At 44.2% G+C, this 12,725-nt stretch carries 13 protein-coding genes; 8 read left to right on the top strand and 5 right to left on the bottom strand.

Annotated features, from left to right (window positions below; translation table 11 throughout):
* The first annotated feature begins 30 nt into the window (after nt 1-30).
* The 3 genes from FM019_RS12700 to FM019_RS12710 all read left to right on the top strand — a co-directional run bounded on the left by FM019_RS12700 (nt 31) and on the right by FM019_RS12710 (nt 3,157).
* Nucleotides 31-1,740 (top strand): DUF1566 domain-containing protein, encoded by a 1,710-nt coding sequence (locus FM019_RS12700; RefSeq protein ID WP_260681620.1) that lies wholly within the window; start codon nt 31-33, stop codon nt 1,738-1,740.
* 1 nt (nt 1,741) lies between these two features.
* Nucleotides 1,742-2,269, top strand: a complete 528-nt coding sequence (locus FM019_RS12705) for a DUF1566 domain-containing protein (protein WP_409553374.1) — start codon at nt 1,742-1,744, stop codon at nt 2,267-2,269.
* A gap of 90 nt (nt 2,270-2,359) precedes the next feature.
* The gene (locus tag FM019_RS12710; protein WP_143836317.1) at nt 2,360-3,157 is read left to right on the top strand and encodes a DUF2884 family protein; all 798 of its coding nucleotides are present in this window, start codon (nt 2,360-2,362) and stop codon (nt 3,155-3,157) included.
* Between the two features lie 49 nt (nt 3,158-3,206).
* Here FM019_RS12710 and hemW read toward each other — a convergent pair whose 3' ends face one another.
* From hemW to queC, 3 genes are read right to left on the bottom strand one after another with little or no spacing between them, the layout of a single operon-like run.
* Nucleotides 3,207-4,346, bottom strand: a complete 1,140-nt coding sequence (hemW, locus tag FM019_RS12715) for a radical SAM family heme chaperone HemW (protein ID WP_143836318.1) — start codon at nt 4,344-4,346, stop codon at nt 3,207-3,209.
* Complete coding sequence (locus FM019_RS12720) at nt 4,343-4,954, bottom strand: XTP/dITP diphosphatase (RefSeq protein WP_143836319.1); 612 nt, start codon at nt 4,952-4,954, stop codon at nt 4,343-4,345. The genes hemW and FM019_RS12720 overlap by 4 nt, the downstream gene beginning before the upstream one ends.
* A 12-nt stretch (nt 4,955-4,966) precedes the next feature.
* Entirely contained in the window at nt 4,967-5,653 is a 687-nt protein-coding gene (gene queC / locus FM019_RS12725) for a 7-cyano-7-deazaguanine synthase QueC (RefSeq protein WP_260681632.1), read from the bottom strand.
* A 94-nt stretch (nt 5,654-5,747) separates the two neighbouring features.
* Between queC and queE the strand changes: the two genes are divergently transcribed.
* From queE to FM019_RS12740, 3 genes are read left to right on the top strand one after another with little or no spacing between them, the layout of a single operon-like run.
* On the top strand, nt 5,748-6,431 hold the full coding sequence (gene queE, locus FM019_RS12730; RefSeq protein WP_143836321.1) for a 7-carboxy-7-deazaguanine synthase QueE: 684 nt from the start codon (nt 5,748-5,750) through the stop codon (nt 6,429-6,431).
* A 13-nt stretch (nt 6,432-6,444) separates the two neighbouring features.
* Nucleotides 6,445-6,870, top strand: a complete 426-nt coding sequence (locus FM019_RS12735) for a hypothetical protein (RefSeq protein WP_143836322.1) — start codon at nt 6,445-6,447, stop codon at nt 6,868-6,870.
* On the top strand, nt 6,867-7,709 hold the full coding sequence (locus tag FM019_RS12740; protein ID WP_185969280.1) for an amino acid ABC transporter substrate-binding protein: 843 nt from the start codon (nt 6,867-6,869) through the stop codon (nt 7,707-7,709). Before FM019_RS12735 ends, FM019_RS12740 begins: the two co-directional genes overlap by 4 nt.
* Nucleotides 7,710-7,950: 241 nt before the next feature.
* Here FM019_RS12740 and asnB read toward each other — a convergent pair whose 3' ends face one another.
* Nucleotides 7,951-9,618, bottom strand: a complete 1,668-nt coding sequence (asnB, locus tag FM019_RS12745; protein WP_143836323.1) for an asparagine synthase B — start codon at nt 9,616-9,618, stop codon at nt 7,951-7,953.
* A gap of 536 nt (nt 9,619-10,154) precedes the next feature.
* On the opposite strand from asnB, the gene FM019_RS12750 reads away from it, so the two are divergent.
* The gene (locus FM019_RS12750) at nt 10,155-10,907 is read left to right on the top strand and encodes a glutathione peroxidase (protein ID WP_143836324.1); all 753 of its coding nucleotides are present in this window, start codon (nt 10,155-10,157) and stop codon (nt 10,905-10,907) included.
* A 99-nt stretch (nt 10,908-11,006) separates the two neighbouring features.
* Here FM019_RS12750 and FM019_RS21090 read toward each other — a convergent pair whose 3' ends face one another.
* Nucleotides 11,007-11,510: a prepilin-type N-terminal cleavage/methylation domain-containing protein gene (locus FM019_RS21090; RefSeq protein WP_143836325.1), complete on the bottom strand. Its 504-nt coding sequence runs from the start codon at nt 11,508-11,510 to the stop codon at nt 11,007-11,009.
* A 149-nt stretch (nt 11,511-11,659) separates the two neighbouring features.
* Here FM019_RS21090 and FM019_RS12760 point away from each other — a divergent pair, with 149 nt between their 5' ends.
* On the top strand, nt 11,660-12,715 hold the full coding sequence (locus FM019_RS12760; protein WP_143836326.1) for an alpha/beta hydrolase: 1,056 nt from the start codon (nt 11,660-11,662) through the stop codon (nt 12,713-12,715).
* Nucleotides 12,716-12,725: the final 10 nt, after the last annotated feature.

Genomic DNA, 12,725 nt, shown 5'->3' on the forward strand with positions numbered 1-12,725 from the left:
GATTAACTGACGTTTCACAATTCGCGGACTATGACTTTTACCAACAACCTTAAACTATTGACTCGAACCGCTATGCTCTTTGGTGCATGCATGCTATTTGCTTGTGGTGGAAGCTCTTTAGATAGCGATACCGATCAGCCCGACCCACTGGTTTTGGTGAATGCAGGTGCGAGTCAGTCGGTCAACGAACAATCTACTGTTCAGCTTAATGGTTCTGCAATTGGCACCTCTGAAACCTTGACCTATGCGTGGAGTGCGTCACCGTCAATTACGATTACCCAAAACGATGTGAATGCCCCGACAGCGAGTTTTTTGACTCCCGCAACCACTGAAATCTTAACCTACACATTTACCCTGGTAGTAACAGATGAAAGTGGCAATCAGGGCTCTGACACCGTTCAATACCAAGTGCAACCAGTAAATGAGGGGCCGAGCGCGCTAATAAACGTCACTAAGCCGCTAATCAGTTCTAGTGCGCAATACCCAGCTGGAGTAGAAGTTATTCTTGATGCCAGCGCCAGCAGTGACATAGACCCGCCGGACACACTTGACCCAATTGCCGCTTGGAGATGGCAACAAACTGCCGGAGAGGACGTACTCAGTGGGGTGAGTTTGGATGGCGATAGCATCGCTTTTTTTACCCCAATATTAGATGACGCCTCCCAACTAAGTTTTGATTTAACGGTTACCGACCAAGAGGGCGCGCAGGACAGTGCGACGATAACGCTGGATATCTTAAGCGCCAGTCAGACTCAACCCGTGGTTAACGCAGGTGTCGATCACCAGGTTTTTCCCGGTGAAATTATCTTGCTAACAGGCGAAGCGAGCACCAGCATACCTGCAGGAGAGCCATTGATATTTAACTGGTTAAACGACTCAGAATTAGTGCCTCTGATTAACAACCGCAGTGCACAACGCACCTTTGCGGTGGCTCCGGCAGTGACGCAGATTCAGTTGGTCACCTTTACCTTTAGCGTGACCGATGCGTTTGGCAACGAAGTTGACGACAGTGTCAGCGTGCGAATCAAACCTTTACCATTGCAACCAGTCAACGACACAGGTGTGACCTTACAGGCTTCAAACACGGAAGTCGGAACAGAGCATCAAGCTGATTACCCTGGTCAAGATGGTCAACGAGGTAGAGACATCATCAGTGAAAACGGCTTTTTAGAAAAAGCAGGTCGCGGTGAACAAGGTTTTGATTTTACCCGCCTAGATGCTGTGGGAGATGAGCAAGACGATGTTACTCAGCCTTGGGATTGTGTCAGAGACAACAACACAGGCCTGGTATGGGAAGTCAAAACTCTGGATGCGGGATTGCATAGCACCGAACATACATACAGCTGGTATTTTGAAGAAAATAATGGCGGGTTTGAAGGGCAAACAGGGTCTGCCGGTCTTACTTGTGCTAATGCTCAATGCGATACGACGGCTTATGTTAATGCGGTTAACACTGCAGGGCGTTGTAACTTTTTTGACTGGCGAGTGCCAACTCATCAAGAATTGCAGTCACTGGTACATTTTGGCAACGTCACAGGTACAAAAATCGACACAGTCTACTTTCCAAACACCAATGACCTAGTCACATCACCTTTATGGTATTGGACAAACCAACCTGGTGCCGACGGTGTATCTGAAACTGCGCAAACAGCCTGGGCAATCGACTTTGCTACAGGCAATGACAACTTCTTAAATAAAGCAACATTAGGCAAAGTTCGTTTAGTCAGGGGAGGACGTTAAGATGAAAATAAATACCAGAGCTATCCGCGCATTGGTGTTACTTCCCGTGTTGCTACTTTTTTGCAGCTTGGCTTACAGCCAAACCTGTCTATCGGATTCGCCACCGACGGCTCCCACTGCCAATTTTATCAATAATGGTGATGGTACCATCACTGATATCACCAGCGGCTTAATGTGGATGCAATGCAGTTTAGGGCAAACATTCAGTAATGGTAGTTGTACCGGTGATGCACAGACTTTTAATTGGCAAGAAGCGTTGCAGGCCGCCCATGGCTATCAATTCGCCAGCTTGGATGGATGGCGGCTGCCAAACGTGAAAGAGCTGTCCTCGCTAACCGAACGACAGTGTGTGCGCCCTTCAATTAATGAAACGCTTTTTCCGAGCACTCCATCTGATGATTTCTGGAGCTCAACCCCTTCTTTGGCAGACCAGCAGCGAGCTTGGGTTGTTGCGTTCTTCAACAGTAGTAACTCCATTAAAGAAAAAAACCTGTTTGTTTTTGTTAGGTTAGTTCGAACCGCTGATTAACCTAATTTTTATCCGCCTTGTCTTGTAGAGACTTTTCATCTGCGCACTTTGAGTACACAATGTAGGTTATCTACTATGAAGGTTACGTAAATGCGGTTTTTGTTGTTACTCATTGGTTTAGTGTTATCTGCAGGCAGTCGCGCAGATTTAAACTGTAATGTTGATTTAAAATACGGTTTGGTGGTTAATGACCGCCAGATTAGAGTGATCGATGAAAGTCGTACGCTCTACCAAATCAATGGGTATGAACAGTTGATTGTGTTGGGTAACGTAGTCGAATTAAACAAGCAGCAAGCCCGCGATTTAAAAGACATCTCTAAAGGTATTCATTACGTGGTGCCAAAAATGATCATTTTAGCCACCGAAGGCGTCGAATTGGCAGTGGAAACCGTCGAGCATGTCTATCAAGGGCTGGTAGGTACTGATCATCAAAGCTATGAAAAAGTACAATCTTCACTTCAACGGGTCCAGCGCCGGATCAGAGAAAAGTTTGTTCATGCCAATGAAAATTTTTATATCGGCCCTGGACGATTAGAAAACGTCAACGACCTGGTTGACCGAGAAATAGAAGAGCAAATTGAACAAGCCATTAATACCTCAGTTGGCGGTGTTTTGTCGGCAATTGGTGGACTAACAGACGGTGGTAGCGAAGAAACCGAGCAAAAAATCGAAGATCTTTCACAGCGCTTGGAAATCATGGGGCAAGAGTACGAAAGGCAAGTTGGTACTAAGGCTGAGTCATTACGTAAAAAAGCTCGATGGTTCTGCAATAAAATGCATCACTTAGACAAAATCGAAGAAAAGTTACGGGAAACGGTGCCTGAATTGCGCGACATCAATGTGATCATTACCAAAGACACCATGAAAAAACACAAGGGACTAAATTAACCCAGTGTTGTCACAATATTGCCGCCAAACTACCGCTTAGATAACACCCTTACACCAAGGTTTCTAATAAAGTGTTTAGATAACGAAGGCCGGTCGGCGTGAGTTGCCAACTGTCCTGACTCTCCACTATCAATCCTTTTTGAAGCGCTTTTTGCAGATTCATTTGTGTTTGCGAAGGTAGCGCAATGCCTGTGAGTAATTCAAAGTCTGCTTTAGGGCAAGGTTCAAGCAGCCGCAATCGGTTCATAAAAAATTCAAAAGGTAAATCCTCTTCTGTCACCGTCCAGTTGCGATAAAGATAAGGTTTTGTCAAATCCATATAGCCTCTGGGATGTTTCACTTTCTCTGTTCGAGTGATTTTTCCTGTTTGCGTGTCGGTGATTTTACCGTGAGCGCCACAGCCTATTCCTAAATAATCACCAAATCGCCAGTAGTTCAAATTATGCTGACATTGTTGTCCTGGTTGGCTGTAGGCACTTATCTCATATTGCTCATAACCTGCTTGCTTTAGTCGTAGTTGCCCTTGCTCCTGGATGTCCCACAAGACGTCATCATCTGGCAGGCGAGGCGGCTTTGAATGGAATTGTGTGTTGGGCTCAATCGTTAACTGATACCAAGACAGATGAGGAGGCGCTTGGGAAATCGCCACATCCAGATCAGACAAGGCATCCTCGATGGATTGATTGGGTAACCCATGCATCAAATCTACGTTAAAACTATTTAGCTTTGCATTCTGGGCGAAGCCAGCCGCTTTCATTGCTTGTTGACCATCGTGGATCCGGCCTAATGACTCCAGTTTTTGCTGCTGAAAACTTTGCACGCCAATTGAAATGCGGTTAACACCCACCTCACTGAACTGTGCAAACTTGTGACTTTCAACAGTGCCAGGATTAGCCTCAAGCGTGATTTCGGCACTAGCATCCAAGTTTACCCGTTCTTTGACTCCCGATAACAAAGCGTTCAGTGCGTCGGCACTCAATAAACTAGGTGTTCCGCCGCCAATGAAAATGGTCTTGACCTGTCTATTTCCGATTTTCTGAGCATCGGTGGCCAAATCGGCCAATAAATGAGAAACATACTCTTTTTCAGGGATCGTTTCTTTTAAGCCATGTGAATTAAAATCACAGTAAGGGCACTTTTGAACACACCAGGGAATATGGATATACAGCGACAGGGCAGGGGTGATCAATCTATCAGCCCTAATTTGTCAGAGAGTTTTTCCAATAGAATTTTCATTGCTTTGCCGCGATGACTTAGCCGGTTTTTAACATCTGGAATTAATTGGGCAGCCGTTTGGTTTTGTGATGACACCCAAAATACCGGGTCATAACCAAATCCATCTTCACCTCGTCGGACACTGCTAATATGGCCATGCCACTCGCCCTGGCAAATTATCGGAGTAGGATCTTGAGCACTGCGCATAAATACAATGACACATAAAAAACGCGCAGTTCGATTCGCTTCATCCACATCTTTCAGGGCGTGCAATAGTTTATCGACATTGTCGCTGTCGGAAGCATGTGGGCCGGCGTATCGTGACGAATAGACCCCTGGTGCGCCGTCGAGGGCATCAACCGCTAACCCTGAATCATCCGCAATCGCTGGCAAGCCAGTTTTTTGTGCCGCATTTCGAGCCTTGATGATTGCGTTTTCGACGAAGGTCGTGCCAATCTCTTCTGCTTCTGGTACATCGAGTTCGCTTTGGGGTAACACTTCGTAAGGAAAGTTTTCAAGCAACCGTGAGAATTCTCTCACCTTGCCCTGATTCCCCGTGGCAAGCACAATCTTTTGTTTCATCAAATGCTTCTCTTATTCTTCGTAGGATAACGGGTCTGTGACGCCGTTGTGTTCAAATGCTTCGAGTCGTTCCTGGCAAGCGCCACACTTTCCGCACGCTTTTTCTCTGCCGTTGTAGCAGGTCCAGGTTTTGCCGTAATCCAGGCCCATTATTAACCCATCCGTTAAAATATCAATTTTGGATACGTTTAAATAGGGACAGGCGATTTCCACCGCTTCATAGTTCGCAATGGCGCACACGTCATTCATCCTGTGCACAAATTCCGGTCGGCAATCTGGGTAGATGGCGTGATCACCAGAGTGCGCGCCGTAATATACCTTGTTCGCTTGCAACGATACGGCATAACCCACAGCCATCGAAAGCAAGATCATATTACGGTTTGGAACAACCGTTTGTTTCATGCTTTCTTGTTCATAATGTCCTTCTGGGACATCGATATCGGCGGTTAAAGACGACCCGCCGATCAATTCGTTAATGGCTGAAATGTCGATAATTTTGTGATGGACACCCAACTCATTACATACTTTTGCCGCATAATCGAGTTCTTTGCTATGTCGTTGTCCATAGTTAAAAGACAAGGCATAAACGTCATTGTGTTCACGAACTACCTTATTGAGTACGGTAAAAGAGTCCATACCGCCTGAAAAAATTACCACCACCTTTTGTGACATTTGTCTCGCTTCTCTATAATCTGTCAGAGTTTTGCCTTTGAAAGGCGCTAAAGCCGCAAATTATGCAGCGTCGTTAAACGATACGCTATTAATATTTCGATTAAGTAAGTGAGAAGTCTAGTTGCAAAGTTCGATTGAATACAAAATAAACGAAGTGTTCGAATCTATTCAAGGAGAAGGTGCGCTAACCGGTGTTCCGTCAATTTTTGTGCGTCTGCAAGGATGTCCCGTTGGCTGCCCATGGTGTGATACCAAACATACATGGGAAATAAAAGAGGATTTAAAAACCTCAGCCGAAGAAGTGATGGCTGAGCAGAGTGAATCAGAGCGGTGGTTTGGTCACTCTGTTGATCAGTTGCTGACTTTGTTTAAACAGCATGGCTATACCGCGAAAAATGTGATTCTAACAGGCGGTGAGCCGTGTATGTATGACTTAAGACCCATGTGTGATGCACTGGAGCAGTATGGTTATTCGGTTTCTGTTGAGACCAGTGGAACCTTTGAAATTTTAGTCAGCCCAAATACATGGGTAACCCTTTCTCCAAAGATTGACATGAAAGGGGGCTTGGAAGTCCGCCAAGATGCCGTTGAGAGAGCCAATGAAATCAAACACCCGGTTGCCATGGAAAAGCATGTTACAGAGTTAGAAAAATTGTTAGAGTGGGTACCGAAAGACGCTAAGCCTTTGATTTATCTACAACCGATCAGTCAACAAAAACGTGCAACCGACTTAGCAGTTAAAACCTGTATCGCAAAAAATTGGCGTTTGTCGCTGCAAACTCATAAATTTATTGGTATTGAGTAAGTAAGGAATTTCTATGGTAGATACACTTGAGCAGTTTTTTGCGCAATACAGTGAAGCGATGGATAACGCTGATGTGCAAAGACTAACCAGTTTTTCGATGAAGCCAATGGTGTTTGTCTCCGATGAAACAAAAACTATTTGCCATTCTCTACAGGATATTGACAAGGTCCACCAGTTGCTTATGTCCAGCTTAAAGCAGGGGGGCGTAGTCAAACATATTCCTAAAATAATGCAATCGATGCGGCTGTCTGATTCGGTGCGCTTTGTCAAAGTTAGGTGGGTATTTTGTGATGGTGCAGACCAAGCGTTATTCAGCTGCTATTGTTCTTATACAATGCAAGTTGAAAATGGCGACACGCTAAAAATTCTCATATCTGTTTTAGATGACGAGCAAAATATTATCAGTGATTTAATGAAACAAGCGCAGGAAAAGAAATGATTAAAGGTATGCTTGGGTTGTTATTGTTTAGTTTGGGTTTCTCTGCTTGGAGCGCTACTTGGACAATAACCTATCCAAGGCCGTTAACTGAAAACGATCAGCGCACGGATTATCCGGTCGAGCTCATTGCGTTAGCACTTGAACAAACCGGTGTAAATTATCGATTAACTCCTTCAGACGCTGTGTTGGGCCAAGTGAAAGCGCTTAAACAATTGGGCGAGAATCGCGGCGTTAATGTTGTGTGGAGTATGACCGACAAAGATCGCGAAGTGAATCTTCTACCTATTCGAATTCCCATCTACAAAGGACTTATTGGATGGCGCGTTTTCCTGGTTAAAAAGGACAAAGTATCCGAATTTAGTCGAATTAAAAACTTACAAGGTCTAATTCAACACAAACCCATTCAAGGCGCAGAATGGCCCGATACCAAGATTCTCCAGTCGAACGGCTTTGATGTGTTTACCTCAAAATCGTACACCTCTTTGTTTTCAATGCTAACCCAGGGGCAAGGTGATTTTTTCCCTCGCTCTTTGGTTGAAGTTTGGGGTGAACTCGACAGTGAAGATTTAGACGAATCCTTAGTTGTGGAGCCCAGCTTGGGGATCAAATATCCTACAGCGATGTACTTATTTGTTAATCGTAACAATAAAACATTAGCAAGATTACTTGAAGTCGGGTTAGAAAAAGCCATAGAGAATGGACAATTCGACGAACTTTTCAACGAACATTTTGCTCAATCACTCGAACGCGCAAATATGGATAGTCGATTTTTTTATGAAATTAATAATCCTTTATTACCTGAGAGAACACCCATAGAACGCGCAGAGCTATGGTATTAGAGTAGGGTATTCGAGAGATCCCCCACTGCGTGCGTGCCAGAAGAGACCACGGGGAAGACGTTTTTTATAGACGTCGCCTCCGCGTACAACAACTTACGTCACTTCCGAATACAACACCACGCGTCACTTTCGAATACAACAAGCCACGTCACTTCCAAATACAACAAACTACGTCATCTCCGAGCGCTCTTGTCGGAGATCTCTTTGGGATAACGCTGGATCATCAACACGCCGCTTTCGTTTAACCTTTGCCGTGCACACTAATCACAGAGCGCCCAGAAGGGTCGGCCATGTTTTTAAAACTCTCGTCCCACTCAAGGGCTTCAACGGTGCTACAAGCGATAGACTTGCCGCCTGGAACGCATTTGGCTGCGCTTTCCTGAGGGAAATATTCTTCGAATATCGTCCGGTAGAAATACCCTTCCTTGGTATCAGGTGTATTCATAGGGAAGCGAAACTCAGCGGTCGATAATTGTTGGTCAGTGATTTGCTCATTAACATGATCTTTGATGGAGTCAATCCAAGAGTAGCCTACACCGTCACCAAATTGTTCTTTTTGACGCCACAAGACTTCGGCAGGCAAATATTCACCGTTATCAAATGCTTTGCGTAATACCCACTTTTCCATTTTACCGTCCAGGCACATTTTGTCCTGAGGATTAAGGCGCATTGCTACGTCCATGAATTCTTTATCCAAAAAGGGCACCCGGGCTTCGACGCCCCATGCAGACGTGGCTTTGTTGGCTCGTGCGCAATCAAACATATGTAAACGTTCTAGTTTGCGCACGGTTTCTTCGTGGAATTCACGGGCGTTAGGTGCTTTGTGGAAATATAAATAACCGCCAAAAATCTCGTCAGCCCCTTCACCAGACAACACCATTTTAATTCCCATGGCTTTGATTTTACGGCTCATTAAATACATGGGAGTAGCCGCACGAATTGTTGTTGTGTCGTAGGTTTCAAGGTAGTAAATCACGTCACGAATTGCGTCGATTCCCTCTTGAATGGTGAAATGGATCTCGTGATGGACGGTGCCTATCATGTCTGCAACTTTTTGTGCAGCAGCTAAATCGGGTGCCCCTTCAAGACCTACAGCAAAGGAATGCAATCGTGGCCACCAAGCTTCAGATCTGTCTTCGTCTTCAATTCGCTTGGCAACATATTTTGCAGCAATGGCTGAAACGAGCGAGGAATCTAACCCACCGGACAACAGCACTGCATATGGAACATCAGACATCAGGTGAGACTTCACAGACTTTTCTAATGCAGCTTTCAAGTCGTTCAAATTGGTCTCATTTTTTTCAACTTGAGCGTAGTCCATCCAATCACGTTTATAATATTTTTTCAGCTCGCCAGTCTTGCTCCACAAATAGTGTCCTGGCGGGAATTCTTGCACAGTTTTACACACAGGAACTAACGCTTTCATCTCAGACGCAACATAGAAGTTACCGTGCTCATCAAAGCCTGTGTAGAGCGGAATGATACCGATATGGTCGCGTGCAATTAAATAGGCATCTTGTTCCTCGTCATACAATATGAATGCGAACATGCCTTGTAACTCATCGATAAAATCCAGGCCTTTTTGTTGATATAAAGGCAATATAATTTCGCAATCTGACTTGGTTCTAAAGTCATATGGTGTCGCCAATGCTTGCTCTAGCGCTTTGTGATTGTAGATTTCACCATTCACAGCAAGAACTTGATTATTATTTCGGCTGACTAGGGGTTGCGCACCAGTATCTACGTCAACGATCGCTAAGCGCTCGTGACTTAAGATAGCATTATTATTATTCCAAACTCCTGACCAATCAGGGCCGCGATGGCGTAATAGTTTGGAAAGCTCTAATGCCTGCTTCCTAAGTTCTGACACATCAGTCTTGATATCCAGAATGCCGAATATTCCACACATATAATTTATTCTCGCTTTTTCGGTTGATGAGATTATCGCTATGACAAAGGGAGTATTATTGAAATAACATTTCATTTCTTAATGAAAATGATGATATTTATCCTTTTCCACAGGGGAAATTTGCCAGTATGAGGAAAAATTGCAAGGAGAAAGTGTAACTTTTTTTCACTTTAAGCCAATTTTGCCTTGTTGCATCTGTTTAATTCATTGAAATCACTGGAAATTGACTATTCTTGTCGACTATAACTGATGTTTATATCGCTACTAATTCAGTAATAACAGTCGGATCCCGACGGAAATTCCTAAAGTTTGTGTTTTATCGATCGATTTCATTCACAACGACTTAAAACATGCTTTACACTACTAAACGAATACTCTTTTCAAAGCGTCAATCAAAGTTTATTCATTGAAACGCTTTCTAATCTAAAATATCGATTGAGGCGATTTATTTTAATCGCTGTATTAAATTTTTCTGTAACCCTATACTTCTCTGCATCAAAAAGAAATTCCGATTAACCTTTTTCTAGGAGATACAAATGACACAAGCAAACCCAAACTTTGAAAATAAAGAAGGTCAGAAAATTCCTTCAGTAACCTTCAGAACTCGCCAGAACGACGAGTGGGTTGATGTGACTACTGATGATCTGTTTGCAGGTAAAACTGTCGTGGTTTTCTCTTTACCAGGCGCTTTTACACCAACGTGTTCGTCAACACATCTACCTCGCTACAATGAGTTAGCGAGTACTTTCAAGCAACATGGTGTAGACGACATCGTTTGCCTTTCCGTAAACGATACTTTTGTGATGAATGCATGGGCCGCTGACCAAGAAAGCGACAATGTTACTCTCATCCCAGATGGGAACGGAGAGTTTACAGATGGTATGGGGCTGTTGGTTGACAAAAATGACTTAGGTTTTGGTAAGCGTAGCTGGCGTTACTCTATGCTTGTAAAAGACGGAGTCGTAGACAAAATGTTTATCGAACCCGACTTACCAGGCGACCCGTTTGAAGTGTCTGATGCCGACACCATGCTAAATTACATTGCACCAGATGCCGTCAAACCAGCACCTGTATCATTGTTTACAAAGCCAGGATGCCCGTTCTGTGCGAAAGCTAAAAAATTGTTGTCTGAAAAGGGCTATGGCTATGAAGAGATTGTCATGGGCGACGGCGCAACATTAACATCACTGAAGGCTGTCACTGGCCGTGAAACTGTGCCCCAAGTGTTTATTGGCGGCAAACATATTGGTGGAAGTGATGATTTAGAGGCATATTTTAACGACCAATAAAATAACTGTCAGACAAACGAAAGGGGCATTAACGCCCCTTTTTTGTGCTTGTTAAGCCATTATGCAGTCACTTAGCCCTTGTCATGTATAAACTAAAAACTATTGATTGATAGTTACGGCTCCGGTATTGGAATCGTAAGTAATGGTTTTGGTCGTGTCTGCTTTGAGTGTATAGGTGCAGGCTCCGGGATCATTGTAGGTGGCATCAAATTGAGCCGTTGCCTCGCTACCCACGTCAGAGCTTGCATTGTCAAGCACTGCTCGCCACACGTCTAAACAATCGTTTTCGCTATTCAGCGTTAGACTAGTTCCTCTTGTGTCCGCAGGGTAGCCTGCGGCATTGACCGACAGTGCACCACCGACTTCTGGATCGCTAATAGGTAAAAAGTTCAAAACCGCAGCGCCATTGCCGCGAATGAGCCAAGCTAGGTGGACTTGGTTAACCCCTTCTTGAAACGCAGACCCAGTAGCAACAAAAACTGAAGTGCGTGCATCGTCTGATAAGTCAATGAACCTGGGGGCCGCAACGACTGCCAATATCCCAAGAATAACGATTACGATGATCAGCTCTATTAACGTGAAGCCGTTTTGTTTACTGCCCATTATTTTTTACTCTGCATGAATTACATTGGTGTAGTATTCCAAAAATCTACCAAATTGAAAATAGCTATTTGAAACAATTGCTTAACAAAATCATAGCCAAGCAACAAAAGGCTGTTTATAGTGAATTTATTAAGCGATAAGGATACATTATGAAATTCCCCAGTTTATTACCCGTTATTATTGGCTTGGCAGCAAGCATGGCTGTTGTCACCGCGAATGCTCAGCAAACCCAAAGTCAAAATTCGGCCTGGTTATCGACATTTAGTGGTTTTTATGAGACCGAGCTTGGCAGCGTACAGGCTTGCGAAGCGGAAAAGAGCAATACCTTTCGCGTTTGTTCCAGTGCGCTGAAAAACGATGGAAACGCACCCTTTGTGTTGCATCATGGAGCGCCAACCGATACTACAGTTGTGCTGTTTCATGGCTTAAGTGACTCGCCGTTTTTCTTTTCTCATATTGCTCCAACCATACATGAAATGGGTCATACGGTTATAGTTGCGTTATTACCAGGACACGGCAAACTCGACGCCGATGACGATATGGACGACAACAAACTGGCACTGCGTTGGGCTGAGCATGTTGACCAAGTAATGGCTTTTGCGCACGCCAACAGTAAAGATGTGTATGTTGGAGGTTTTTCAACTGGGGGGGCACTGGCAACTCAGCACATTTTAAAGTCTTCTCAACCAATTAAAGGGCTAATGTTGTTTTCTGGCGCATTAGCGCTGGATGAATCCGTTGAAAACATGGCAGGGTATTGGGGAATTAAATCCCTCGCCAAATTGTTAGATTGGCAATATGAAACCCAAGGCCCCAATCCCTATAAATATCCCAGTGTGGCGCGTCATTCAGCATTTATGTTAATCGATGTAATTTTTGACGTGAGGGAAAAATTGCAACAAAACAATGGCATTAATATACCGATTTTCAGTGCGCATTCTGAAGCGGATGTCACCACTCCAATTCGAGGTGTTAAAGACCTGATGGAAGTGAACAAAGGCTTGAATGTCCCCTTCTTTATCGATAAGCAATTTGGCGTTTGTCACGCCGATTTAGTTGTCAGTGAATCGCAAATTGTGGAGATGGCTTATGATGCCACGCAAGTTGAGGGCACCGAACCTTGCCAGATACCCGAGGCAAATCCTTTGCATGATGAGATGTTGGCCGCACTAGTTGATTTTCTTAATCAGACTGCCAAATTGTAACAAGGAACTG

It is taken from the genome of Aliiglaciecola sp. M165 (assembly GCF_007197995.1).
In the GTDB taxonomy this organism is placed as follows: Bacteria; Pseudomonadota; Gammaproteobacteria; order Enterobacterales; family Alteromonadaceae; genus Aliiglaciecola.

Bases quoted from the DNA above. Each gene is read 5' to 3' on its own strand.
- FM019_RS12700 (WP_260681620.1), top strand. From the start codon at position 31: ATGACTTTTACCAACAACCTTAAACTATTGACTCGAACCGCTATGCTC.
- FM019_RS12705 (WP_409553374.1), top strand. From the start codon at position 1,742: ATGAAAATAAATACCAGAGCTATCCGCGCATTGGTGTTACTTCCCGTG.
- FM019_RS12710 (WP_143836317.1), top strand. From the start codon at position 2,360: ATGCGGTTTTTGTTGTTACTCATTGGTTTAGTGTTATCTGCAGGCAGT.
- FM019_RS12720 (WP_143836319.1), bottom strand. From the start codon at position 4,954: ATGAAACAAAAGATTGTGCTTGCCACGGGGAATCAGGGCAAGGTGAGA.
- FM019_RS12735 (WP_143836322.1), top strand. From the start codon at position 6,445: ATGGTAGATACACTTGAGCAGTTTTTTGCGCAATACAGTGAAGCGATG.
- FM019_RS12740 (WP_185969280.1), top strand. From the start codon at position 6,867: ATGATTAAAGGTATGCTTGGGTTGTTATTGTTTAGTTTGGGTTTCTCT.
- asnB (WP_143836323.1), bottom strand. From the start codon at position 9,618: ATGTGTGGAATATTCGGCATTCTGGATATCAAGACTGATGTGTCAGAA.
- FM019_RS12750 (WP_143836324.1), top strand. From the start codon at position 10,155: ATGACACAAGCAAACCCAAACTTTGAAAATAAAGAAGGTCAGAAAATT.
- FM019_RS21090 (WP_143836325.1), bottom strand. From the start codon at position 11,510: ATGGGCAGTAAACAAAACGGCTTCACGTTAATAGAGCTGATCATCGTA.
- FM019_RS12760 (WP_143836326.1), top strand. From the start codon at position 11,660: ATGAAATTCCCCAGTTTATTACCCGTTATTATTGGCTTGGCAGCAAGC.